Origin of the sequence: Kitasatospora sp. NPDC059973, from assembly GCF_042737525.1 — a bacterium.
Taxonomy (GTDB): domain Bacteria; phylum Actinomycetota; class Actinomycetes; order Streptomycetales; family Streptomycetaceae; genus Kitasatospora.
This window is the reverse complement of record NZ_JBHWUI010000079.1, coordinates 16086-39809: the sequence shown is the minus strand read 5'-3', so window position 1 is coordinate 39809 and position 23724 is coordinate 16086. Positions and strand designations below refer to the sequence as shown.

16 protein-coding genes are annotated in these 23724 nt (G+C 73.1%); 2 read left to right on the top strand and 14 right to left on the bottom strand.

Translation table 11 applies throughout. From position 1 onward, the window contains the following. A partial coding sequence (locus tag ACFWA9_RS21965; RefSeq protein ID WP_380389090.1) for an FtsK/SpoIIIE domain-containing protein occupies positions 1-2105 on the top strand: 2105 nt, incomplete at its 5' end. Positions 2106-2168: 63 nt separating this feature from the next. Here ACFWA9_RS21965 and ACFWA9_RS21960 read toward each other — a convergent pair. The 13 genes from ACFWA9_RS21960 to ACFWA9_RS21900 form a co-directional block, all read right to left on the bottom strand. Then, positions 2169-2981 carry a hypothetical protein gene (locus ACFWA9_RS21960; RefSeq protein WP_380389088.1) on the bottom strand — a complete coding sequence of 271 codons (813 nt, stop codon included), beginning with the start codon at positions 2979-2981 and terminating at the stop codon, positions 2169-2171. Between the two features lie 117 nt (positions 2982-3098). Continuing rightward, a complete protein-coding gene (locus ACFWA9_RS21955) occupies positions 3099-4013 on the bottom strand; it encodes an enoyl-CoA hydratase/isomerase family protein (RefSeq protein WP_352295829.1) in 915 nt (304 codons plus the stop codon). Then, positions 4010-5143 (bottom strand): cytochrome P450, encoded by a 1134-nt coding sequence (locus tag ACFWA9_RS21950; RefSeq protein ID WP_352295849.1) that lies wholly within the window; start codon positions 5141-5143, stop codon positions 4010-4012. Before ACFWA9_RS21950 ends, ACFWA9_RS21955 begins: the two co-directional genes overlap by 4 nt. A 298-nt stretch (positions 5144-5441) precedes the next feature. After that, the gene (locus ACFWA9_RS21945; RefSeq protein ID WP_380389086.1) at positions 5442-6836 is read right to left on the bottom strand and encodes a cytochrome P450; all 1395 of its coding nucleotides are present in this window, start codon (positions 6834-6836) and stop codon (positions 5442-5444) included. A gap of 75 nt (positions 6837-6911) precedes the next feature. Continuing rightward, complete coding sequence (locus ACFWA9_RS21940; RefSeq protein WP_329487891.1) at positions 6912-7502, bottom strand: ATP/GTP-binding protein; 591 nt, start codon at positions 7500-7502, stop codon at positions 6912-6914. Continuing rightward, positions 7477-7851 carry a DUF742 domain-containing protein gene (locus ACFWA9_RS21935; protein WP_329487892.1) on the bottom strand — a complete coding sequence of 125 codons (375 nt, stop codon included), beginning with the start codon at positions 7849-7851 and terminating at the stop codon, positions 7477-7479. The genes ACFWA9_RS21940 and ACFWA9_RS21935 overlap by 26 nt, the downstream gene beginning before the upstream one ends. Beyond that, on the bottom strand, positions 7848-8249 hold the full coding sequence (locus tag ACFWA9_RS21930) for a roadblock/LC7 domain-containing protein (RefSeq protein ID WP_329487893.1): 402 nt from the start codon (positions 8247-8249) through the stop codon (positions 7848-7850). Before ACFWA9_RS21930 ends, ACFWA9_RS21935 begins: the two co-directional genes overlap by 4 nt. Further along, the gene (locus ACFWA9_RS21925; protein ID WP_329487894.1) at positions 8246-9601 is read right to left on the bottom strand and encodes an ATP-binding protein; all 1356 of its coding nucleotides are present in this window, start codon (positions 9599-9601) and stop codon (positions 8246-8248) included. Before ACFWA9_RS21925 ends, ACFWA9_RS21930 begins: the two co-directional genes overlap by 4 nt. A gap of 476 nt (positions 9602-10077) precedes the next feature. Next, entirely contained in the window at positions 10078-15027 is a 4950-nt protein-coding gene (locus tag ACFWA9_RS21920) for an NAD-glutamate dehydrogenase (protein WP_380389084.1), read from the bottom strand. Positions 15028-15310: 283 nt separating this feature from the next. Further along, complete coding sequence (pruA, locus tag ACFWA9_RS21915; protein WP_380389094.1) at positions 15311-16936, bottom strand: L-glutamate gamma-semialdehyde dehydrogenase; 1626 nt, start codon at positions 16934-16936, stop codon at positions 15311-15313. A gap of 140 nt (positions 16937-17076) precedes the next feature. Continuing rightward, positions 17077-17733 carry an HAD hydrolase-like protein gene (locus tag ACFWA9_RS21910; RefSeq protein ID WP_329487896.1) on the bottom strand — a complete coding sequence of 219 codons (657 nt, stop codon included), beginning with the start codon at positions 17731-17733 and terminating at the stop codon, positions 17077-17079. 128 nt (positions 17734-17861) lie between these two features. Then, positions 17862-18392 (bottom strand): DUF6912 family protein, encoded by a 531-nt coding sequence (locus ACFWA9_RS21905; protein WP_380389082.1) that lies wholly within the window; start codon positions 18390-18392, stop codon positions 17862-17864. Positions 18393-18658: 266 nt separating this feature from the next. Further along, a complete protein-coding gene (locus ACFWA9_RS21900; protein ID WP_352295818.1) occupies positions 18659-19723 on the bottom strand; it encodes a patatin-like phospholipase family protein in 1065 nt (354 codons plus the stop codon). A 349-nt stretch (positions 19724-20072) separates the two neighbouring features. Between ACFWA9_RS21900 and ACFWA9_RS21895 the strand changes: the two genes are divergently transcribed. After that, positions 20073-20612 carry an Rv3235 family protein gene (locus ACFWA9_RS21895; RefSeq protein ID WP_380389080.1) on the top strand — a complete coding sequence of 180 codons (540 nt, stop codon included), beginning with the start codon at positions 20073-20075 and terminating at the stop codon, positions 20610-20612. A gap of 297 nt (positions 20613-20909) precedes the next feature. Here ACFWA9_RS21895 and secA read toward each other — a convergent pair whose 3' ends face one another. Further along, positions 20910-23672 (bottom strand): preprotein translocase subunit SecA, encoded by a 2763-nt coding sequence (gene secA, locus ACFWA9_RS21890; protein ID WP_329487900.1) that lies wholly within the window; start codon positions 23670-23672, stop codon positions 20910-20912. Positions 23673-23724 lie beyond the last annotated feature (52 nt).

Here is a 23724-nt window from a genome sequence, read left to right as displayed (position 1 = left end):
GCGCCGAGCCGCCCGGCCAGGAGAGCGCCGAGCGCCACCACGCCGCCGTCCGCACCCGGCAGGCCGCCGCCCAGCGCGAGCGCTGGCCCGACCTCGCCACCCTGCTGCTCAACGCCCTCGGCCCGGGCCCGCGGCTCTGGGAGCGCGGCCCCGGCCACCCCGACGCGCTCACCCTGCGCCTCGGCACCGCCGACCGGCCCGGCGGGCCCGGCACCACCCCCGGCACGCTGCTGCCCGCCGTCCCGGTCACCCTCGACCTGCAGACCGCCGGCAGCCTCGGCCTCAGCGGCCCGCGCGAGCGGCTGGACGCCCTCACCCGCGCGGTCGTCGCCCAGCTGGCCGCCCTGCACCCGCCCACCGGCCTCAGCCTCGTCGTGGTCGACGCCGACCCGGCGCGGCCCGCGCAGGACCGCGTCGACACCTGGGCCTGGGCGCTGTGGCTGCCGCACCTGCGCCCCGTCGACGGCCAGGACTGCCGGCTGCTGATCGGCCTCGACGACGAGCAGGCCACCGCCCGCCTCGCCGAGCTCACCGCCCGGCTCAGCGGCCCGGTCGGGCTCGGCGGCCACCCCGCCACCGTGGTCGTGGTCGACGGCCGCCCGCCCGGCGACGCCGCCCGGCAGGCCCTCGACCTGCTGCTGCGCCAGGGCCCGGCCGTCGGCATCTTCCCGATCTGCCTCGCCGAACAGCCCGAGCTGCTGCCGCGCGGCGTCGGCGCCACCGCCCTGATCACCGGCGAGGTCGGCACCCAGCTCTCCCTCGACCGGCCGGTCGCCCGGGGCCGCGAGACGCTGCACGAAGTCTCGCTGGACGCCGTCTCCGACGTCTGGGCCGAACGGCTGGCCCGCGTCCTCGCCCCGCTGCGGGAGGCCGTCCCCGCCGCCCGCGGCCCGCTGCCCGACGCGCTGCGCCTGCTCGACCTGCTGCAGCTCGACACCGTCACCCCGGCCAAGCTCTCGGCCCGCTGGGCCGCGCACGCCGGCGGCATCGGCGCCGCCACCGCCCTGCTGGGCACCACCCGCGACGAGCTCTGCACCCTCGACCTCGCCGACCCCGAGCTCACCCTGCCCTCGCCCGACCCGGGCGGCCCGCACCTGCTCATCGGCGGCGCGCGCGGCTCGGGCAAGACCGAGCTGCTGCGCACCCTGGTCGCCTCGCTGGCCGTCTCCGAGCGGCCCGAGCGGCTGGCTGTCTCCCTCATCGAGGGCCGGGCGACGGAGGAGGGCCTGGACGGCTGTACCGAGCTGCCGCACGTCACCGGGCTGGTCAACGCCGCCACCGACCCCCGCGCCGCGCTGCTCGCGGCGGAGGCACTGGAGGACGAACTCGCCCTGCGCGAGCGGCTGTTCGACGGCCTGGACTTCGCCTCCTGGCACGCGGCCCGCATCTTGGACGGCGAGCGGGGCCTGGCCGGAGAGCGAGGCCTGGACGGCGAGCGCGGGCAGGACGACGCCCGGGGCCTGGAAGCGGGCCGGCCGGCCGTCCCGGTACCCGCCGCGGTCGGCGCCGCCGGCACCACGGCGCCGGCGACCACCGCCAGGATCATCCACCCCCGCAGCGGCGACTCCTCCCGGTCCGCCGCCGCCCCGGCCCCCGTGGTGCCCGCCCGGCTGGTCGTCGTGGTGGACGACTACGACGCCCTGCTCGCCCCGACCTCCCCGGCCGGCCGGCCCCTGGCCCGCGCCCTCGCGGCCGTCGCCCGCCGCGGCGGCCCGCTCGGCGTCCACCTCGCCGTCACCACCGGCCGCCCCGAGGAGAGCGCCGGCACCGAGGTCGACGAGGCCGCGCTGCTGCGGATCGCGCTGCGCACCGACGACCCGGCCGACTCGGACCTGCTGATCCACCTCGGTGACGCCGCCGCCCTGGGCGAGGACACCCCCGGCCGCGGCTATCTGCGGCTGCCGGACGGCGGTGTCACCGCGTTCCAGAGCGCCCGGATCAGCGGCCGCATCCCGCGGACCGCCACCCTGCGGCCGACGGTGGTCGCGATAGACCCGCTCCAGCTCGGTGCCCCGCCGGCCCGCCGGCCGGTGCGCGAGCTCGGCAACGGCCCGACCGACCTCGCCCTGCTGGCGAGCGCGCTCCAGCGGGCGGCCACGCACTGACCCGGCGGCGGGGTGGACCGGTCGCCGGTCCGCCCCGCCCCCGGTCGTCCGGCGCGCGGGTGCTCAGGAGCAGTACATGCCTCGGTTCGCCACGGCCAGGCCGGCCACCTTGTCGCCGTCCAGGGTGAACTCGTACTTCCAGCCCTGCGTGCCCCGGCCGCCCTCGACCGGCATCTCGTACTTGCCGCTCCCGGCCAGCTCCAGCCCCTTGTCGCCGTAGGCCTGCCTGAGCGCCTCGACCGTCGAACCGGCCCCGATGCCCTCGGCGGTCCGGGCGCCCGCCGGGGCCACCAGCTCGCGCAGACCCTCCGGGCCGAACCCGGCCCGGCCGGTGGCCAGGAACGCGGCGTCGCGGGTCGCCCGCGCGGCCTTCAGCTCGTCGGTGGCCTTGGCCAGCTGTTCGAGCGTCCCCTGGTTGGCCTTCATCCGCTCGGCCTCGGCCAGCAGCAGCGCGGAGTGCGCCTTGAGGTCCTGCAGCGTGGGATTGGACGGCAGGGGCGGCACCGCGCCGGGGGTGCTCCGCCCGGCCTGCGCCTTGGCGTCCAGCTCGTCGATCTTGGCCTGGAGGGCCGCCTCGGCCGCCATCCTGGCCACGTCCGGCGCCGGGCCGCCCTTGTAGACGAAGTCGGTGCAGCCGTTGAGCAGCGACACCGGGGCCGTCTCCAGGGCGCCGACGGCCAGCGCCGCGTCCTTCGCCATGCCGGGCTTGAGCCCCCGGTAGCCTGCGGCGCCGAACGGCTCCGGGGCCGGGCTCGCGCTGGTCGCCGCCGGGGCGGCCGCGGTCTTCCCGTCGGAGTCGCAGGCCGCCGCCCCCGTGACGACCAGCGCCACGGTCAGTGCGGTCCCCACGGTGCGCCTGATGCGCGTCGTCGTCATGATGATCTTCCCCCTTGTCGCGGGCCACCGTACCGAAGCCGGATCGGCGGCGCGGCCGGTGGGTCCGTGCCCCGGACACGGACCCACCGCGGCGAGCGGCACAGGAGGCGCGGCGGCTCAGGAGGACGGCGGAGCGCCGGTCCCGCGGGCGTAGTGGGCGCCGGCGAGGACGGCGGCCATCAACTCCGCGTCCAGGACGGAGGTGTCGGCCAGCCTGGTCGCCGCCGCGTGGGAGTTGAGCAGCGTCTTGGTGACCCGCAGCGCGGCTTCGGGGCGGCGCGTCACGGGCCTGACCCACTCGGCCACCGCCACGTCCAGCTCCTCCTCGGGGACCACCCGCTGGAGGATGGAGAGGTCGTACGCCTCGGCGGCACCGACCGGGCGGCCGGTGAGGATGATCTCGCGGGCCCGGGCCGCGCCCACCTCGTGCAGCAGTCGGGGCAGCAGGCCGCCCCACGCGACGGGCAGGCCGAGGGCGAGTTCGGGCAGCCGGAAGGCGGCCGTGTCGGCGCCGACCCGCAGGTCACAGGCGAGGGCGAGCGCGAAGCCGGCGCCGATCGCCCGGCCCTGGACCCGCGCGATGGTGACGGCCGGGCTGTCGGTGAGGGCCGCGCAGACCTGGCGGGCCAGGGTGCCGGCGGTGCGGATGCCGCCACCCGTGGGGTCCGCGCCGAGCGAGTCGGCGAACTCGTCCCGGTCGCCGCCGAGGCAGAAGTCCGGACCGGCGCCGGACAGCACCACGGCGCGGACGGCCGGGTCCGGCGCGGCGAGCACGGCGAGGAGGTCGCGCAGCACGGCCTCGGTGACGGCGTTGCCGGTCTCGGGGCTGTCCAGCTCGACGTACAGCACCGCGCCCCGGCGCTCGGCGTGGACGGCGCGGGGCGCCGGGGCGTGGGAGCCGGCGGGCTCCGGATCGCCCGCCTCGTACGCGGCGCGGTCATGGGCCGCCCCGCCCGCGGGGGCCCGCCCGGGCGGCGCCGGCGGCTGGAGGGGGTACGGGGGGTACGGGATCGCCTCGGAGGAAACGTTCATGCCGCCACTCTCAAGGACATCACCCGGTGGAAGACCATCCGGGGTGCGAACTCGGGCTGGCCCACCACCCGCAGGGTCGGGAAGCGCCGCAGCAGCTGCCCCAGCAGGGTGCGCGCCTCCAGCCGGGCCAGGGCCGCGCCGAGGCAGTAATGGGCGCCCCCGCCGAAGGCGATGTGGGAGCCCTTGCGGAGGACGTCGAAGGTGTGCGGAGCCGGATTGCGGCGCGGGTCGCGGTTGGCCGCGCCGTACATCACGTGGACCATGGTGTCCTTGGGAATGAACACCCCGGCCAGCTCCGTGTCCTCCCCCGCCACCCGGCTGTTGAGGCGGACCGGCGGGTCGTAGCGCAGCGCCTCCTCGACCGCGTCGTCGATGTGCTCCGGCCGGGCCCGCAACCAGTCCCAGGTGCCCGGGGACCGGAGCAGCGACCACACCATCAGGGAGAGCGACGCCGCCGTGGCCTCCAGCGACGCGATGGTGACGAACATGGTGAGCTCGTAGACGGTCCGGTCGGTGGCCTCGCGGTCCGACTCCAGCGCGTCCCAGGTGCGGATCCAGCCGGACACCACGTCGTCGCCCGGGTGGGCACGACGCTCCTGGACGAGGTCGGTGAAGTACCGGCGCAGGTGCAGGGTGGCCGCTTCGGAGATCGCCAACTGGCTCTTGGTGGGCAGGAGTTCCTGGGCGTGCACCTGGTTGTGGGTGATCTCCAGGATGTGCGCGTAGTCCTCCGGCGGAAGGTCCAGCCAGCGCCCGATGGTGTTGATCGGGAGCCGGTCGCCGACCAATGAGGCCAGGTCCGCCTCGCCGTCCACGCGTATTCGCTCGGCCAGCCGGTCGAGCAGTTCGGTGACGTCGGCCTCGATCTCCGGCGCCAGGGCCTGGAGGGTGTGGCGGCCGAAGAGGTTCCCGAGGCCCTTCCGCTGCTGGGTGTGGACGGGGGCGTTGAGCCGGTGGAGGGTCCGGCTCATCTCCTGGGTGGCGACGGCCTGCCAGCGCTCGGTCTCGGTCTGCCGCCCCTGCCAGGCCAGGTCGGGGACGAGCCAGTTCCTGCCGCGCAGGACCTGGTCGCACGCGTCGTAACCGGTGACCAGGTACCCGCCCCACGGCGCCGGCACGAGATCGCCCATGGCCCGCAGCTCGTCGTAGATCGGGAACGGATCGGCCAGCCCCTCCGCCGACCGCAGCCGCCGTAGCAACGGCACGGCGGCGCGGCGGTCGACGGTTCCAGCACGGCACTCCGGCGTCCCGGGGCGGGCTTCCATCATGGCGGTCACACGGGGCTCCTTGCGCTGGCGGGCAGTACGGCGGCGACCTACCCACCGGGAGCACGCTCAAGCGTCGATCGGAGTTGCCCCCGTCACATGCGCGAAGTCACCGGACCCCGTGCACCGCTGAGCGGTCGTCCGGTCTCCCGCGCCGTCCCGGTCAGAGCCGGAAGACGTCCAGGAAGGAGCTCCACCACCCCTTCTGCTTGGCCGGGGCCCGACCCGCGACGGGCGCCGCGGCGGTGGCGGCCGGCGGGTGCGGCGTCCCGTTGGCGGCGGCCTGGCCGGCGGGCGGGCCACCGAGGCCGGCTCCCGTGCCCGCCACCGGGGGGCGGACGGGCGCCGGGCTGAACCGCACCGGCAGCGAGACCAGTCCGCGCTGGAACGGGCCCGGCCGCCAGCCCACGCTCTGCGCGGGCACCGCGAGCGTGACGTCCGGGAGCGCGTTGAGCAGGCACTCGATCGCGGTCAGCGCGATCAGCTGGGCCGGCGACTTGGCCGGGCAGGCGTGCGGGCCGGCGCCCCAGGCCAGGTGGGCGCCCTTGCTGAGGGTCAGTCGGGCGTCGGTCAGCGCGGGGTCGGTGTTGGCGGCGGCGAAGCTGATCACCACCGGGCTGTCCGCGGGCATCCGGACCCCGCCCACCTCGACGTCCTGCATCGGGAAGTGCGTCGCGTAGTTGGCGATCGGCGGGTTGTTCCACAGCACGTCGTCGAGGGCGTCCTCGATGCGCATCCCGGAGCCGGCGTCACCGGACAGCAGTAGGAGCAGCGCGTTGCCTATCAGGTTGCGCTCGGGCTCGACCCCGGCGCCCATCAGCATGACCAGCTGGTCCTTGAGCTCCTCGTCGCGCAGCCCGGCCGGGTGCTGGACGAGCCACGAGGTGATGTCGTCGCCGGGCTGGCGGCGCTTCAGCGCGACCAGGTCCATCAGGCAGGCGTTCAGCTCCTCGTTGGCCTGGAGCACGTCCAGCCCGTCGAAGAGCGCGGACATGCTGCGGGTCAGCCGGTCGCCGATGTCGGCCGGGCAGCCGAAGAGCTGGTTGAACAGCAGCAGCGGTAGCAGCTTGGCGTAGTCGTTGATCAGGTCGGCCCGGCCCAGCGGGCTGAACTGGTCGATCAGGTAGCCGGCGATCCGCTCGACGTGCCGGTTGAGCCGGTTGTCGTTGAGCCGCTCCAGGCTCTCGGTGACGGCCTTGCGCAGCCGGAGGTGCTCGGTGCCGTCCGTGAACAGGCAGTTGGGCCGGTAGAACATCATCGGCAGGACGGGGCTGTCCATCGGCACCCGCCCCTCCTTCAGCGCCGACCACCGCCGGGAGTCCCGGGCGAACAGCCCCGGGTTCTGCAGCACCCGCAGGGCGACCTCGTGCGAGGTCACCAGCGTGGCGTCCACACCGGGCGACAACTCCACGGGCGCGACGGGGCCGTGCGCGCGCAGCGCGTCGTAGACCGCCTCGGGGTCGGACGAGAACATCTCCCCGTACAGCGGGGTCGGGCCGCCGTGCATCGGGCAGCCCGGGGGCGGCGACTGCGGGGCGGAGCGCTGCGGAGATTCCATGGGTCGTTCCTCGGAAATGGCCCCGGGCGGGTGCGGCCCCGGGGGGCGGTGACGGGGGGCGGTGACGGGGAAGGGTCAGGAGGCGCGTTCGAGCAGGTGCCGGACGAGGGTCAGCAGCGCGTCGGCCGACGACCGCTGGTCGCGGGCGTCGCAGAACACCACCGGCGTGTGGGGCAGCAGGTCGAGCGCCTCGCGCAGCTCGTCCTCGGTGTAGTCGCTCTGCCGGTCGAAGCTGTTGACCGCCACGGCGTACTCCAGGCCGTACTGCTCGATCAGGTCGATGACGGGGAAGGTGTCCGTGAGCCGGGTCGGGTCGGTCAGCAGCAGCGCTCCCAGCGCCCCCCGCGCCATGTCCTCCCAGAGCTGCATGAAGCGCTGCTGGCCCGGCGTGCCGAACAGGTACAGCACCAGGTCGTCGCCGAGCGTCAGCCGGCCGAAGTCCAGGGCCACGGTCGTGGTCTTCTTGTCCGGTGCGCCCCGGAGGTCGTCGACGCCGGTGGACGCCTGCGTCATCTTCTCCTCGGTGCTCAGCGGGGCGATCTCCGACAGGGCGCCGATGAGCGTGGTCTTGCCGACCGCGAAGTGGCCCACGACCAGGATCTTGACGGCGGTCGTCACCCCGCCCGGGACGTAGATGTCCTCAGGCGAACCGGCGTTGAAGTCCATGCAGTACCTTCTCTAGAAGTCTCGGATCCGGGGCCTGGGCCGGTGGCGGGGCCGCCCGGCGCAGCAGCCGCCCCTCGCGGATCAGGTCCGTCAGCAGCAGCCGGACCACCCCCACCGGGAGCACCAGGTGGGCCGCGACCTCGGCCACCGAGAGGTAGCCGCCGGAGCACAGTTCCCAGATCGCCGTGGTCTCCGGGCTCGGCCGGGCCGGGAGGCCCTGCTCGGGAGCGACGGTGACCAGGGTGATCAGGGACAGGTCGTCCGCACTCGGCAGCTCACGGCCGCCGGTGATGACATAGGAGCGGATGAATCCGCTGGCAACCCGCTGCTCCTCGCCGGGAACCGTCATGAGCCGCTGTGTGTGCTCTGGCGCGGCGCCGCTGTCATGGCCCGTCCGAGCGCGCCCACCTGCTGCTGCATCCGGAAGGACATCGCCTCCATGTCCACGTCGGAGGCGGTGGAGGCCGCGAGGTAGGCGCCGCTGCCGGCCGCGATCAGGAAGATCCAGCCGTGGTCGTACTCCAGGAGCGTCTGGCGCCACGTCCCGCCGTTGCCGCCGACGAACGGGGCCACCGCGCGGCTCAGCGACTGCATCGAACTCATCGCGGCGGCGTTGGTCTCCGCCTCGTCGCGGCCGATCTCGCTGGACCGTTCGAGCAGGAGGCCGTCGGCGGAGACGAGAATGGCGTGCCGGGCACCGCGCACCTGCAGCACGTCGTTGAGCACCCAGGTCAGATCAGGGCTCACTGGATCTCGGTTCCTTCCGTGGTCATGGTGTTGCGCCCGGACAGCGTCCCGCGCTGGAACGCGCCGAGGCGGGACGCCGTCTCCTGGCCGGTGCTCGGCACCGGCTCGTCGACGCGGCCGGAGTCCTGCGGGTGCGGGACCACCGAGACAGTGCGCTGGCGGCGGCGCCTGGGCAGCCGTCCGTCCGCCGTCATCTCCGGGACCGCCTGCGCCGCGGCCGGGGCGACCTGGGCGAGGGCGGCCGGAACGGGCTCGGGCAGCGACGCGAGCCGCTGCGCCCGGGCCGGTACGGGCTGCTCCACCGGCTCCCCCTGGTACTCACCCTGGTACGTGCTCGGGTACGTGCTCTGCTGGGCGCCGTCGTACTCGCCCTGGTACGCGTTCTGCTGGGCGCCCTGGTAGGCGCCGCTGTAGTCACCGTGGCCGGCGGCCGCCGGGGGCGCGACCTCGCTGCTGAGCAGTTCGGCGGGCAGCAGCACCACGGCCCGCACCCCGCCGTACGGGGAGACCGAGTCGACCGAGACCCGGAAGCCGTAGCGGGCGGCCAGCATGCCGGAGACGGCGAAGCCGAACTTCGGGGGGTTGCCGAGGCCGGTGAGGCTGATCGGCGCACCGGGGTTCAGGAGCGCGGCGGCGCGGTCCTTCTCCTCCTGCCCCATGCCGAGGCCGGCGTCGTCGATGATCAGGCAGACCCCGGTCGGGACGGCCTGGACGCTGATCTCCACCGGGGTGTCCGGCGCGGAGTAGTTGGTGGCGTTGGCCAGCAGCTCGGCCAGCACGACGGCGACCGGCTCGACGACCTTGCTGACCAGCGAGACGCTGACCCGGGAGTGGATCTGCACCCGGTCGAAGTGCCGGATCCGGCCCTGGGCGCTGCGGGCCACGTCGTAGATCGAGGCGACGGTCTCCCGGCGGCCCAGCCAGCCGCCGCAGAGCACCGCGATGCCCTGGGCGCGCCGGCCGAACTGGCTGTTGGTGTGGTCGATCAGCATCAGGTCGGCGAGGATCTGCGGGCTGTCGCCGTACTTGCGCTGGACCTTGTCGATGACGACCTGCTGCTCGTCGGCCAGACCCTGCAGGGTCCGCATCGCCGCCTTGAGGACGGCCTTGGTGTCCTCCTCGGCGTCCCGGCGGACCTCCGCCAGCACGGCCGCGTGCTGGCTCTGCAGGCGCGAGTTCAGCGCGCCGAGTTCGTCGCGCTGCCGCTGCGCCTGGGCGGCCGTCTCCTCAAGGGAAACGTTTCGCCTGCGCAGGGAGAGGTTCGTCCTGCGGGCTTGGAGGGAGACCCCGACTACTACGAGCATCACCACGATGGAGACCCAGAAAAAGGGTTCCTGCACAAATGACGTCATGAAACTCTCTTCAGGTGGCATCGCGTCAGGAACTGGTCCGGACCGCCCTGCGCGGGTGGGACTGGCGGCCTGCTCCCCGCCGAAAGACACCTGTTGTTCCAGCACGTCGGTGGAGCTCTTCCGGCACGGACCTGCGGCAACGCCTATCGCGGAGTTAGCTTACTGCAACTCTTGGCATGTCAGAACAGTTGCCAATCAGGGCAGTTGGGGAGGAACTCCGCCACCTGACGACACTTCGGGGCCGACGTACCGGACATTGTGACCCCGCGTTCACCCGCACCTCACATCCGGGCCACAAACGGATTCGCACCCGGAGTGACCGCCCTGACACGCTCCGCCTCGACGCCCGCCCTCCCCCGGCCGCAGCCCCGGCCACCGGCCCGGCCACCGACCCGGAGAACGACCCGGAGAACGACGACGGCGGGGCCGCGTCCGAAGACGCGGCCCCGCCGTCCGGGCCGTCCGGCTCCCGGTCGTCAGCGCATCGAACCCGTGCGGAGCAGGGTGCGGATGACGCGCATCGCGACGGAGAGGCTGGACAGCTCGTAGTTGTCCGAACCCCTTATGTCGTCGAGCGTGCTCTTGGCGCGGTTCAGCAGGGTGGAGTTGAGCTCCGCCCAGGCGGTGTACCGCTCCTCGGGGGTCGCGCCCTCGGGGCCGCAGGCCAGGATGTCGGCGGTCAGCGCCGCGTGGGCCGCGAAGAGGTCCTCGCGGATCGCCGCGCGGGCCATCGACGACCAGCGGTCGGTCCGCGGCAGCTCGATGATGCGGTCGAGCAGGTGGGTGATCTGCAGGCGGTCGGCCAGGTCGTAGTACAGCTCGGCGACCTCGGCGACGTCCTTGCCGGACCGGTCCGCGACCTCGGTGATGTCCAGGGTCGGGAAGGTCGAGGACAGACCCGCGATCCGGGTGGCCAGCTCCTCCGGCACGCCGGCGGCGGCGAGCTCGCCGTAGACCGACTCGAACCAGGCCAGGTCCTCGCCGCGCAGCGGCTTGGGCAGCGAGCCCCAGACCTGGTTGACCCGGTCGTGGAAGAACTCGATGGTGCCGGCGATGTCGAGCGGCTGGCGGCGGTTGTTGAGCATCCACCGGGTGGCGCGCTCGACGAGCCGGCGCGAGTGCAGCCGCATCCTGGTCTGGGCGCCGGCCGGGACCCGGTTGTCGAGGGCCTCGATCTCGGACCAGATCTGCTCCAGGCTGAAGACGGCCCGCGCGGCGGTGTGCGTCCGGGCGATCTCCTCGTACGTGGCGCCGGTCTCCTCCTTCAGCCGGAAGGCGAAGGTGCAGCCACCGCGGTTGATCGTGTCGTTGACGATCAGCGTGGTGATGATCTCGCGGCGCAGCGCGTGGTTGTCGATCGCCTCGGCGAACCGGGCCCGCAGCGCGCTGGGGAAGTACTCGTGCAGCGCGGTGCGGAAGAACGGGTCGTCGGGCAGCTCGGTGGCGAGCAGCTCGTCGGCCAGGGTGATCTTGGTGTAGGCGAGCAGCACCGACAGCTCGGGCTGCGAGAGCCCGCGGCCGTTCTGCTGGCGCTCGCGGATCTGCCGCTCGGTGGGCAGGAACTCCAGCCCGCGGTCGAGCCGGCCGTCGCGCTCCAGGCGGTTGATCATCCGGGAGTGGACGTTGACCATGCTGGTCGCCTGGGCGACGGCGTTGGCCAGCACCACGTTCTGCGCGTAGTTGTTGCGCAGCACCAGGTGGCCGACCTCGTCGGTCATCTCGGCGAGCAGCTGGTTGCGCTGCTTGACCGTCATGTCGCCGTCCCCGACGACCTGGTTGAGCAGGATCTTGATGTTGACCTCGTGGTCCGAGGTGTCCACCCCGGCCGAGTTGTCGATGGCGTCGGTGTTGATCCAGCCGCCGGCGCCCTGCGGGCCGCCGGACGCCGCGTACTCGATCCGGCCGAGCTGGGTGCAGCCGAGGTTGCCGCCCTCGCCGACGACCCGGACCCGCAGCTGCTCGCCGTTGACCCGGATCGCGTCGTTGGCCTTGTCGCCGACCTCGGCGTTGGTCTCGGTGGAGGCCTTGACGTAGGTGCCGATGCCGCCGTTCCAGAACAGGTCGACCGGCGCCTGGAGGATCCGCTGCATCAGCTCGGCCGGGGTGAGCCGGCTCTCCTCGACGCCGAGCGCGGCCCGCACCTGCGAGGTCAGCTGGATCGACTTGGCGCTGCGCGGGAAGACCCCGCCGCCGGTCGAGATCAGCGACTTGTCGTAGTCGTCCCAGGAGCTGCGCGGCAGCTCGAAGAGGCGGCGGCGCTCGGCGTACGAGACGGCCGCGTCCGGGTTGGGGTCGAGGAAGATATGCCGGTGGTCGAAGGCGGCGACCAGGCGGATGTGCTCGCTGAGCAGCATGCCGTTGCCGAAGACGTCACCGGACATGTCGCCGATGCCGACGACCGTGAAGTCCTCGGACTGGGTGTCGTGGCCGAGCTCGCGGAAGTTGCGCTTGACCGACTCCCAGGCGCCGCGGGCGGTGATGCCCATGCCCTTGTGGTCGTAGCCGGCCGAACCACCGGAGGCGAACGCGTCGCCCAGCCAGAAGCCGTACGACTCGGCGACGCCGTTGGCGATGTCGGAGAAGGTCGCGGTGCCCTTGTCCGCGGCGACGACCAGGTAGGTGTCGTCCTCGTCGTGGCGGACCACGTCCGCCGGGTGGACGACCTCGCCGCCCTTGAGGTTGTCGGTGATGTCCAGCAGCGCCGAGATGAAGGTCTTGTAGGACGAGATGCCCTCGGCCAGCCAGGCGTCCCGGTCCACCGACGGGTCCGGCAGCTGCTTGGCGACGAAGCCGCCCTTGGCGCCGACCGGCACGATGACGGTGTTCTTCACCATCTGCGCCTTGACCAGGCCCAGGATCTCGGTGCGGAAGTCCTCACGCCGGTCGGACCAGCGCAGACCGCCGCGGGCGACCTTGCCGAAGCGCAGGTGCACGCCCTCGACCTGCGGCGAGTACACCCAGATCTCGAACGCGGGGCGCGGGGCCGGCAGGTCCGGGATGGCCTTCGGGTCGAACTTCATCGACACGTAGGAGTGCCAGGCGCCCGCTTCACCGGTGTGCTGGAAGAAGTTGGTGCGCAGGGTGGCCTTGATGAGGTGCAGGAAGGAGCGCAGGATGCGGTCCTCGTCCAGCGAGGCGACCTCGTCCAGCGCGCCGGACAGCTCCTCCAGGATGGCGTCGGTCAGCTCGGCCGCGCCCAGCTGGTGGCTGGGGCTCAGCCGGGCCTCGAAGAGGTTGACCAGCAGCCGGGTGCTGTGGGTGTTGTTGCGGAGCGCGTCCTCCATGTAGTCCTGGGAGAACGTCGAGCCCGCCTGGCGCAGGTACTTGGCGTACGCGCGCAGCATCATCGCCTGGCGCCAGGTCAGCCCGGCGGTCAGCACCAGCTCGTTGAAGCCGTCGTTCTCGGCCTTGCCGGTCCAGGTGGCGGCGAAGGTCTCCTGGAAGCGGTCGCGCGCCTCGTCGGTCAGCTCGACGGCCTCGCGCAGCCGCAGGCCGAAGTCGTAGACCCAGGCGGTGGTCTGGTCCGAGCGGGTCAGCGCGTAGGGGTGCTCGTCGAGCACCTCGACGCCCAGGCGCTGCAGGACCGGCAGGACCTCGGTCAGCGAGATCGGGCCGCCGACCCGGTAGATCTTGAAGCGGCGCTCGTCGTCGCCCGCGCCGACCGGCTGGTACAGGTTGAGGCGGAAGTCGCCCTCGCCGTGCAGCGACTCGATCTGCTTGAGGTCGGCGACGGCGGTGCGCGCGGTGAAGTCGGCGCGGTAGCCGTCGGGGAAGGCGTTGGCGTACTTGCGGGACAGCTCGGCGGCCCGCTCCTCGCCCAGCTCCAGGTGCAGCTGGTCGTTGAAGCCGTCCATCCAGAACCGGGCGGCCTCGGCGAGCTTGCCCTCGATCCGCTCGATCTCGGCGTCGGTCAGGTGCGGCAGCTCGCTGCCGGGGGTGACCCGGACGACGAAGTGCAGTCGGGTCAGCACGGACTCCGTCGACCAGACCGTGTAGTCGATCGAGGCGCCGTTGAGCTCCTGCATCAGGATGTCCATCAGGCGCAGCCGGATGCGGGTGGTGTAGCGGTCGCGCGGCAGGTACACCAGCGCGGAGAAGTAGCGCCCGTACTCGTCCTGGCGCAGGAAGAGCCGCAGCCGGCGGCGCTCCTGGAGGTAGAGCACGCTGGTGGCGATCTGGAGCAGTTCCTCGGCCGGGGTCTGGAAGATCTCGTCCCGGGGGAAGGTCTCCAGGATCTGCACCAGGTCGCGGCCGTCGTGGCTCTCGGTGGAGAAGCCGGAGCTGAGGACGACGTCCTGGACCTTGCGGCGGACCACCGGGATGCGGCTGACCGACTCGGTGTAGGCGGCGGCCGAGAACAGGCCGAGGAAGCGGCGCTCGCCGACGACCTCGCCGTTGGCGTCGAACTTCTTCACGCCGACGTAGTCGAGGTAGGCCGGGCGGTGCACGGTGGAGCGGCTGTTGGCCTTGGTGAGGACGAGCAGCTTCTTCTCGTGGGCCTTGGCGCGCACCGGCGCGGAGAGCCGGCCGAAGGCCTCGCTGACCGGGTGGTGGTCGTCGTCGTGGCTGAGCGGGTCGGAGCGCAGGATGCCGAGGCCGGTGCCGGCGACGGCCTTCAGGACCTCCTCGCCCTCGTGCTCCACCAGGTCGTACTCGCGGTAGCCGAGGAAGGTGAAGTGGTCGTCGGCCAGCCAGCGCATCAGCTCCCAGGCCTCGCCGACCTCCTGCTCGGGCAGGTGGGCCGGGGGCTCCTCGGCGAGCTCGTCGGCGAGCCGCAGCGCGGACTCGCGCATCTTCGTCCAGTCCTCGACGACCTCGCGGACGTCGCCCAGGACCCGGCGCAGGTCGGCCTCGATCGCGCGGAGGTCCTCGCGGTCGGTCTCGCGGTCGACCTCGATGTGCATCCAGGACTCGACGACGGCGTCGGCGGGCCACTCGGCGCCGGCGGCCTGGCTGCGGGCGCAGGCGTCGATGTCCAGGATCTCCAGCAGCTTGCCGGTGATGTCACGGCGGACGACCAGCTGGGGGTGGATCACGATGTGGATCGCCCGGTCCTGGCGGGACAGCTCGTTGGTGACCGAGTCGACCAGGAAGGGCATGTCGTCCGTGACGACCTCGACCACGGTGTGGCCGCAGGACCAGCCGTTCTCCTCCACCGAGGGGGTGTGCACGCGGACCTCGGCGGTGCCCTGCGGGCGCTTGAGGCCGAGGCGGTAGTGGGAGGCGGCCGCGCCGTACACGTCGACCGGGTCGCGGTCGACCAGGTCCTCGGGCGCGGTGTGGAGGTAGTAGTGGTGCAGGTACGCGGTCAGAGCGCCGTTGCTCAGACCCTCCCCCGGCGCCGCTCCCCCCACCTGGCTGTTCTCAGCGGCTGCTGCTGCCTTCGTGAGCAGTTCGGCCTTGGCTGCGTCCAGCTTGGTCTGCATGACTTCTTGGCTCCTGTCGCGCGCCGTTGCGTGACTCGGTGGTGTGTGGTCTCACCGCCGGGTCCACCGCAATCCTGCCGCACCAACCGGCTGAAAGGTCTCCATGGCGCGCATGAAACACCTCCGCAGCGGGTAGGACGAGACGTTCGGCCTGCAGCCACCCGACGACGCCAGCCAGCCTAACGGGCCGATTCGAAGGTGTCAGGGGACAGGGAGGCGCAATCCTGCAGGAAGATCCCGCCGTCCTGGACACCATGTCCAATCCGACCCGCTGTGTTCGCCATCAGCCCATATGCGGGTGAACATACGTGGTCGGCGGGACGAAGGTCTCCTTGATCGACCGCGCCGAGGTCCAGCGCAGCAGGTTCTGGGCGGCGCCGGCCTTGTCGTTGGTGCCGGAGGCCCGGCCGCCGCCGAACGGCTGCTGGCCGACCACCGCGCCGGTCGGCTTGTCGTTGATGTAGAAGTTGCCCGCCGCGAAGCGCAGCTCCTCCACCGCCTGTGCGATGGCGTAGCGGTCCTGCGCGATCACCGCACCGGTGAGGCCGTACGGCGCGCCCGAGTCCACCCGTCGGAGGACGTCTTCCCAGCGGGAGTCCTCGTAGACGTGGACGGCCAGGATCGGACCGAAGTACTCGGTGCGGAAGATCTCGCCCCGGTGGTCGGAGGAGACCAGCACGGTGGGGCGGACGAACCAGCCGATCGCGTCGTCGTACTGCCCGCCGGCCGCCAGCTCCACCGTCGGGTCGGCCTTGGCCCGGTCGATCGCGTCGCGGTTCTTCTCGAAGGCGCGCCGGTCGATCAGCGCGCCCATGAAGTTGGACAGGTCGGTGACGTCGCCGACGGCCAGCGCGTCCACCTCGGCCAGGAACTCGTCCTTGATCGTCTGCCAGAGGCTGCGCGGCAGGTAGGCCCGGGAGAGCGCCGAGCACTTCTGGCCCTGGTACTCGAAGGCGCCGCGGATCAGCGCGGTCCGCACGATCGCCGGGTCGGCCGAGCGGTGGGCGAGCAGGAAGTCCTTGCCGCCGGTCTCGCCGACGATCCGCGGGTACGTCCGGTAGCCGCCGATGTTGGCGCCGACGGTCTGCCAGAGCGACTGGAAGGTGGCGGTGGAGCCGGTGAAGTGCAGCCCGGCGAGGGCGGGGTCGGTCAGTGCCACCTGGGAGAGCTGCTGCCCGTCGCCGGTCACCATGTTGATCACCCCGGGCGGCAGGCCGGCGGCCTCCAGCAGGCGCATCAGGTAGTACGCGGCCAGGGTCTGGGTGGGCGCCGGCTTCCAGACCACGGTGTTGCCCATCAGGGCCGGCGCGGTCGGCAGGTTGCCCGCGATCGCGGTGAAGTTGAACGGGGTGACCGCGTAGACGAAGCCCTCCAGCGGGCGGTGGTCGGTGCGGTTCCACACCCCGGGCGAGGAGATCGGCTGGTCGGCCAGGATCTCGCGGGCGAACCGCACGTTGAACCGCCAGAAGTCGATCAGCTCGCAGGCGGAGTCGATCTCGGCCTGCTGGACCGTCTTGGACTGGCCCAGCATGGTGGCCGCGTTGAGGGTCGCCCGCCAGGGGCCGGCCAGCAGGTCGGCGGCGCGCAGGAAGACCGCCGCCCGGTCGTCGAAGGACAGCCCGCGCCAGTCGCGCCCGGCCGCCAGCGCCGCGTCCACCGCGGCCCGGGCGTCCTCCCGGGTGGCGTTGCCCAGCACCCCCAGCTTCGCCGCGTGGTGGTGCGGCTGGACGACCTCGATCCGCTCGCCGCCGCCGAACCGCTGCTCGCCGGCGATGGTCATCGGCAGCGGGATCTGCTCGGCGGCCAGCTCGTCCAGCCGGCGCACCAGCCCGGTCCGCTCCGGGCTGCCGGGCGCGTACCCGTGCACCGGCTCGTTGCCCGGGGTCGGGACCTGGGTGACTGCGTCGATGGGCATGGCGGCTCCGCTCGTCGTCCTGATGGCCTGGCGTCAATCCAGACTGACGAGCGGAGGGCCGGTTCGCCCGCTCGGACACGCCACCGGTGGACGTGGTTCGCGCCACGTCCGGGCCCCGGGCCACCGGGCCGTACTCAGCCGACCAGGCTCGCGGCCAGCTCGACGGCCTCGGCCAGGCTGTCCACCACCGGGACGCCCACCGGCTCCAGCTTCGCCCGGGTGTGCGAGCCACCGGTGTACAGCACCGCGTGCGCACCCGCGCTCAGCGCCGCCAGCGCGTCGTCCGCGGCGTCGCCGATCAGCACCGTGCGGGCCGGGTCCACCTGCTCGCCGAGCGCGGCCAGGTGCCTGGCCAGGTGCTCCGCCTTCTGGCCGCCGGCGGGCCCGCTGCGGCCGTCCACCCGGAGGAAGTGACCGGTCAGGCCGAAGCCGTCGACCACCGGCAGCAGCTTGTGGTGCTCGTACATCGACAGCAGGGACTGGCTGTGCCCGGCCTCCCCCCAGCCGCTCAGCAGCTCCAGCACGCCCTCGGTCAGCCCGCAGGCCACGCTCAGCTCCAGATAGCGGTCGTGGAAGACGTCGTCGAGCCGCAGCCACTCGGCGTCGGAGGGCATCCGGCCGAGCAGCCGCTGGTAGAAGCGGGGAATCGGGATCTCGTACTGCTCGCGGTACTCCTGCATGGTCATCGGGCCGATGCCGATGGTCGCGAACGCGGCGTTGCTCGCGCCGAGCACCGCCTCCATGTCGTGGAAGAGCGTGCCGTTCCAGTCCCAGACGATATGAGTGCGCACGCAGGGAACGGTAACCCCGGTCACCGACGAAGCGGTACGACGGGGTGGCCGGGGCCCGGCGGGCGGGGGGCGCGAGGCGGGCCGCTCAGGCCGCCCCGGGCCGGGCTCAGGCCGGGCTCGGGCCGGGCTCAGGCCGGGCTCGGGCCGGGCTCAGGCAGCAGGGCGGCGATCTCCTGGGTGGCGAACCAGAGCAGCTCGTGGTCCTCGGCACCGTCCACGGTGAACTGGGCGTCCTGATCGCCCTCGTCGGCCGCGGCGACCGCCGCGACCGCCGCCTCGACGTCCGCGACCACCTCCTGGTCGGCCACGTCCGCGTGCACCGCGGCCGCCTTCGCCAGCCGCACCGGCCCGGCCAGCACCACCCGGCCCAGCGAGGCCTGGTCCTGATACTCGTCGCCGGGGAACGGCCGCACCGCGGAGTCGGCGACGTCCAGCGCCACCACCACCCGGCGGCGCGGCGCCCGCGGGTCGGCGGCCAGCAGCCGCAGCGAGGACTGCGCGGCCCGGTTCAGCGCCGCGTACTCCAGCTCTTCGAGGTCGTCACTGACGTACCACTCGCGCAGCGCGGGGGTCACGGCGTACGCCGCGGACTGCTCCAGGGCGCCGCCCGGGTGCGCCGCCGCCAGGCCGGTCAGGGTGGTGGGCACGTACACGCGCATCGGTGGCACTCTCCGGTTCGTCCAGCGGCACAGCTTCCAGCGCCCCAAGAATAAGCGCCGGGGTGGCATCCGTGATCACGCGCTCACTCCCGCCCGCACCCCCGGCTCCCGGCGACGGCGCCGCGCACCGCCGGCGCCGCCGGGAACCGGGCCGGCCGGCGGCCCTGCGGCGTGCCGGACACGCCCTCGACCCGAGCACGCGCCCCCGCCACGACCCGCCGCACGCGCTGCGGACCAGCCGGGCGACCGCCCGCGCGCGGGCCGGATCACCGCACGCCGTCCAGGGCCGCCCGGCTGGTCCGCAGCGCGCTCTCCAGCACCGCTTCGCGGCGGGCCGGGTCCATCATGTTCGGGCCCATCACCGTCAGGTCCGCCAGGGTCGGCGCGAGCAGGTGCACCCGGACCCCGCTCGCCCGCAGCAGCCGGGTCTCCCGCATCAGCTGCCTGGTCACCGCCCGGCGGTAGCGGCCGACCAGTTGGGCGAGAACCCCGCGCGGGCGGTCCCGGGCGCGCCACTCGCGCAGCGCCGCCACGGTGCCGCGACCGGGCTCGGCGCGCCCGCGCGGGTGGAGCCGCAGCGCCATCGGGGCGAGCACGAACACCTCGTCCAGACCGCGGCCGAGCATCAGATCGGCGTTGGTGGCCGACCAGCAGCCGCCGTCCACGTACGCCGAGCCGTTCACCCGGACCGGGGCGAACCAGCCGGGGATCGCGCAGGAGGCCATCACCGCGTCGGCGACGGCGGCGGCCGGCGCGCCCGGATCGCCGAAGACCACCCGGCGGCCGCCGCGGTAGTCCACCGCCGCCACCCGCAGCGGCGAGCCGGCCGGCCAGCCGTCCCCACCCAGCAGACCGCGCACCAGCTCGCCGACGGGCTCCAGCGAGCCGCGGCCGTGCGGCGCCATCGCCGACACCATGGTCAGCAGCGGGTACTCGCGCGGGTGGCGGACGGCGTCCCGCAGCAGGCCCGGCGAGCCGATGCCGGCGCGCGGCCGCGGGGGCAGCGCCCCGCCGACCGCGGTCTCGTAGTCGAAGGCCACCCCGGCCAGCGGGCCGTCCGGGATCGGCAGACCGCGCTGGTGGTCGCGGAGCTCGCCGGTACCGACCCCACCGGCCAGCATCGCGGCGAGGATCGCGCCCGCCGACGTCCCGAGCACCACCTCGGCGCCGCCCGGCCGCCAGCCGACCGCCTCCTCGACGGCGCAGAGCGCGCCGACCGTCCACGCCGCGCCCAGCATCCCGCCACCGCCCAGCACCAGGCCGCGCCGGGGCCGGCCGTCGGCGGGCGGCGCCGACGACGACGCCCGTGTCTGCGCTACCCATGTCGTCATGCCGGCCGCCTGTCCTCGTCGGGGCGCTGTCGTGGTCCGTCCTCCACGGTTCCCGGACCGGCTCCGATCGTGCGCGCCCAGGGCCAGGCGGCGCAACGTCGCGCCCGACGGGCGCGCCGCCCGTCCCGACGGTCCGGGATGTCCCCTTTCGGGCCTTCCCACTGGCCCCGGTACGTCAACCGGGCGCCCTCCCGCCGGGCCCGGCGGCCCTTGCGGCGCCGGGTCTTTCACCCGGATAGGTGAGACCGCGGGCGGGCCCGCCGGATGCGCCGAACCCGCTTGCCGCCCCGTGCGGCACCGGGCTACCAAGGACCCGTCCGTACCCGCACCAACCGCCCGGGAGGGCCCCATGACCACCAGCCCGGTCCCCGCCGCCGCCCAGCCCGCCCCCCGACCCGCCGGGCCGGCCGCCGTACCGCCCGGCGGCCACGGCGGCCGTCCCGTCCGCCCCTCGGCCCACCCGCACCGGCCGCACCACCCCACCGCCCGGACCGGCCACCACCCCTACGACGGCCGGCGACCGCGCCGGCCCCGGACCGCCTGCGCCGCCCCCGCCGCCCCGGGCCTCCACGCCGGGCTGAGCACACGGTTCGCCCACCAGCTGGTCGAGGTGCTCACCGGCGCCCGGCCGTCCGGCCAGCTGATGCGGCACACCAGCCTGGACGGCTACGGCCAGCTCGCCTCGCTCGTCCGGATCGGCATCCTGCGACGCGGCGGCGCCGCCGACCGGCCCCGGCTCGGGCCGGTGCACGACCGGTCGCCCTCGCCCGACGCGATCGAGGCCTGCGTCCGGGTCGACCTCGGCAGCCGGCACCACATGGTGGCGTTCCGGCTGGAGCAGCGCGGGGCGGCCGGGCAGTGGCAGTGCACCGCCGTGGAGGCCCGGTGAACCCGCCCGGCGCGACCGTCCCGTCGCACCGCCCCCGGTCCCGGACGGGTACCGTACCGGGCCGCGGCGGCCGGCCCGCACCAGGTTGCCCACGGCGGCTTCCGCGACGGCGCCACGCGGCCCGCACGGGCCGCGTGGACGCCGCAGTCCGACCTTGCCCCGCGGTCCGACCGGTCCGCCGACACCGTGGGCACCGGCAGCGGCAACGGCAGCGGCAGCGGCACAACGGCGCAGGGCGCCACCCCCCTGCGGGAGTGGCGCCCTGCGTGGCGGCGGACCGGGCGGACCGGCCCCGCCTCAGCTCTTGCGACGGCGGCCCTTGGCCGACTTGGCGGCCTTGCGGCGCTCGGCGCGGGTCAGCCCGTCGCCCTCGTCCTCCGGCGCGAGGTCCTCGAAGTCACCCTCGACGACACCGCCACCGACCTCGTCCGAGGGGGCCGTGTAGTGCAGCCGCTGCGGCTTGGGGGCCTCCAGGCCCTTGGCCTTGATCTCCGGGCGGGCGGCGTCCTTCTCCAGCTTGTCGAGCAGCACCTCGGCGTCCTCGACCGGCACCTCCTCGACCTGCTGCTCGACCTGGACCTCCAGGTTGAACAGGTAGCCGACGGACTCCTCCTTGATGCCCTCCATCATGGCGGTGAACATGTCGAAGCCCTCGCGCTGGTACTCGACCAGCGGGTCGCGCTGCGCCATGGCCCGCAGGCCGATGCCCTCCTGGAGGTAGTCCATCTCGTAGAGGTGCTCGCGCCAGCGGCGGTCCAGCACCGAGAGGACGACCCGGCGCTCCAGCTCGCGCATGATCTCCGCGCCGAGCTGGTCCTCACGGGCGCCGTACTGCCCCTGGATGTCCTCCTGGATGACCTTGGTGAGGAACTCCGGGGTGAGTCCGGCCGTGCCGCCGGCGTCCTCCTCCAGCTGCTCCAGGTCCAGGGTGACGGGGTAGAGCTGCTTCAGCGCCGTCCAGAGCTTGTCGAGGTCCCAGTCGTCCTCGTAGCCCTCGCCGGTGGCCGCCTTGACGTACGCCTCGACGGTGTCGTCCATGAAGTGGCCGACCTGCTCCTGCAGGTCCTCGCCCTCCAGGACGCGGCGGCGCTCGCCGTAGATGACCTCGCGCTGGCGGTTCAGCACCTCGTCGTACTTGAGGACGTTCTTGCGGATCTCGAAGTTCTGCTGCTCGACCTGGGTCTGCGCCGAGGCGATGGCGCGGGTGACCATCTTGGACTCGATCGGCACGTCCTCGGGCACGTTGGCCATCGAGAGCACGCGCTCGACCATGCCGGCCTTGAACAGGCGCATCAGGTCGTCGCCGAGCGACAGGTAGAAGCGGGACTCGCCCGGGTCGCCCTGACGGCCGGAACGGCCGCGCAGCTGGTTGTCGATCCGGCGGGACTCGTGCCGCTCGGTGCCGAGGACGTAGAGGCCGCCGGCCGCCTTGACCTCGTCCTGCTCCGCCTTCACGGACGCCTTGGCCTTCTCCAGCGCGGCCGGGAACGCCTCCTCGTACTCCTCCGGGGTGTCCACCGGGGTGATGCCGCGCTGGGCCAGCTCGGCCGCGGCGAGGTGGTCGGAGTTGCCGCCGAGCATGATGTCGGTGCCACGGCCGGCCATGTTGGTGGCGACGGTCACGGCGCCCTTGCGGCCCGCCTGCGCGACGATCTGCGCCTCGCGCTCGTGGTGCTTGGCGTTCAGCACCTCGTGCGGGATGCCGCGCTTGCGCAGCTCCTGCGACAGGTACTCGGACTTCTCCACCGACACGGTGCCGACCAGCACCGGCTGGCCCTTCTCGTGCTTCTCGGCGATGTCCTCGACCACGGCGGCGAACTTGGCCGGCTCCGACTTGTAGATCAGGTCGGGCTGGTCGATGCGCAGCGGGTCCCGGTTGGTCGGAATGGGCACCACGCCGAGCTTGTAGATCTGGTGGAACTCGGCGGCCTCGGTGGTACCGGTACCGGTCATTCCGGAAAGCTTGTCGTACAGGCGGAAGAAGTTCTGCAGGGTGATGGTGGCCAGCGTCTGGTTCTCGTTCTGGACCTCCACCCCCTCCTTCGCCTCGATCGCCTGGTGCATGCCCTCGTTGTAGCGGCGCCCGGCCAGGATGCGGCCGGTGTGCTCGTCGACGATCATGACCTCGCCGTTCATCACGACGTAGTCCTTGTCCCGCTTGTACAGCTCCTTGGCCTTGATGGCGTTGTTCAGGAAGCCGACCAGCGGGGTGTTCACCGACTCGTAGAGGTTGTCGATGCCGAGGTAGTCCTCGACCCGGGTGACACCCTCCTCCAGCACGCCGACGGTGCGCTTCTTCTCGTCGACCTCGTAGTCGCGCTCGATCTTCAGGCGCTGCACCAGCTTGGCGAAGTCGGCGTACCACTTGGTCGCCTGGTCCGCCGGGCCGGAGATGATCAGCGGGGTACGGGCCTCGTCGATGAGGATCGAGTCGACCTCGTCGACCACCGCGAAGTTGTGGCCGCGCTGGACGAGTTCGTCCTTCGACCAGGCCATGTTGTCGCGCAGGTAGTCGAAGCCGAACTCGTTGTTGGTGCCGTACGTGATGTCCATCGCGTACTGGCGCTTGCGCTCGGCGGGCGTCATGTTGCCCAGGATCACGCCGACTTCGAGGCCGAGGAAGCGGTGCACCCGGCCCATCCACTCCGAGTCGCGCTCGGCGAGGTAGTCGTTGACCGTGATCAGGTGGACGCCCTTGCCGGTCAGTGCGTTGAGGTAGGTGGGCAGGGTGCCGACCAGGGTCTTGCCCTCACCGGTGCGCATCTCGGCGACGTAGCCGAAGTGCAGCGCGGCGCCACCCATGATCTGGACGTCGTAGTGCCGCTGCCCGAGCACTCGCCGGGCGGCCTCGCGGACGGTCGCGAACGCCTCGGGGAGGATGTCGTCCAGGGACTCACCGTCCGCGATCCGCTGCTTGTACTCGTCGGTCAGCGCGCGCAGCTCGGCGTCGGTGAGGTTGACGAAGTCCTCTTCGATGGAGTTGACCTGGGCAGCAATCCGCTGCAGCTTGCGAAGGATCTTGCCTTCGCCGGCGCGCAGGATCTTGTCGAAGACGGACACTTGAGCGGGCTCCTTGCCTGTATTGGCACTGGACGACTGCACGACGGGTTTA

What these genes read in the sequence shown, in the direction of transcription:
- ACFWA9_RS21960 (WP_380389088.1), bottom strand. Translation starts at nt 2,981, where the DNA reads ATGACGACGACGCGCATCAGGCGCACCGTGGGGACCGCACTGACCGTG.
- ACFWA9_RS21955 (WP_352295829.1), bottom strand. Translation starts at nt 4,013, where the DNA reads ATGAACGTTTCCTCCGAGGCGATCCCGTACCCCCCGTACCCCCTCCAG.
- ACFWA9_RS21950 (WP_352295849.1), bottom strand. Translation starts at nt 5,143, where the DNA reads ATGGGCGATCTCGTGCCGGCGCCGTGGGGCGGGTACCTGGTCACCGGT.
- ACFWA9_RS21945 (WP_380389086.1), bottom strand. Translation starts at nt 6,836, where the DNA reads ATGGAATCTCCGCAGCGCTCCGCCCCGCAGTCGCCGCCCCCGGGCTGC.
- ACFWA9_RS21940 (WP_329487891.1), bottom strand. Translation starts at nt 7,502, where the DNA reads ATGGACTTCAACGCCGGTTCGCCTGAGGACATCTACGTCCCGGGCGGG.
- ACFWA9_RS21935 (WP_329487892.1), bottom strand. Translation starts at nt 7,851, where the DNA reads ATGACGGTTCCCGGCGAGGAGCAGCGGGTTGCCAGCGGATTCATCCGC.
- ACFWA9_RS21925 (WP_329487894.1), bottom strand. Translation starts at nt 9,601, where the DNA reads ATGACGTCATTTGTGCAGGAACCCTTTTTCTGGGTCTCCATCGTGGTG.
- ACFWA9_RS21920 (WP_380389084.1), bottom strand. Translation starts at nt 15,027, where the DNA reads ATGCAGACCAAGCTGGACGCAGCCAAGGCCGAACTGCTCACGAAGGCA.
- ACFWA9_RS21905 (WP_380389082.1), bottom strand. Translation starts at nt 18,392, where the DNA reads ATGCGCGTGTACGTGCCCACCACCCTGACCGGCCTGGCGGCGGCGCAC.
- ACFWA9_RS21900 (WP_352295818.1), bottom strand. Translation starts at nt 19,723, where the DNA reads ATGACGACATGGGTAGCGCAGACACGGGCGTCGTCGTCGGCGCCGCCC.
- ACFWA9_RS21895 (WP_380389080.1), top strand. Translation starts at nt 20,073, where the DNA reads ATGACCACCAGCCCGGTCCCCGCCGCCGCCCAGCCCGCCCCCCGACCC.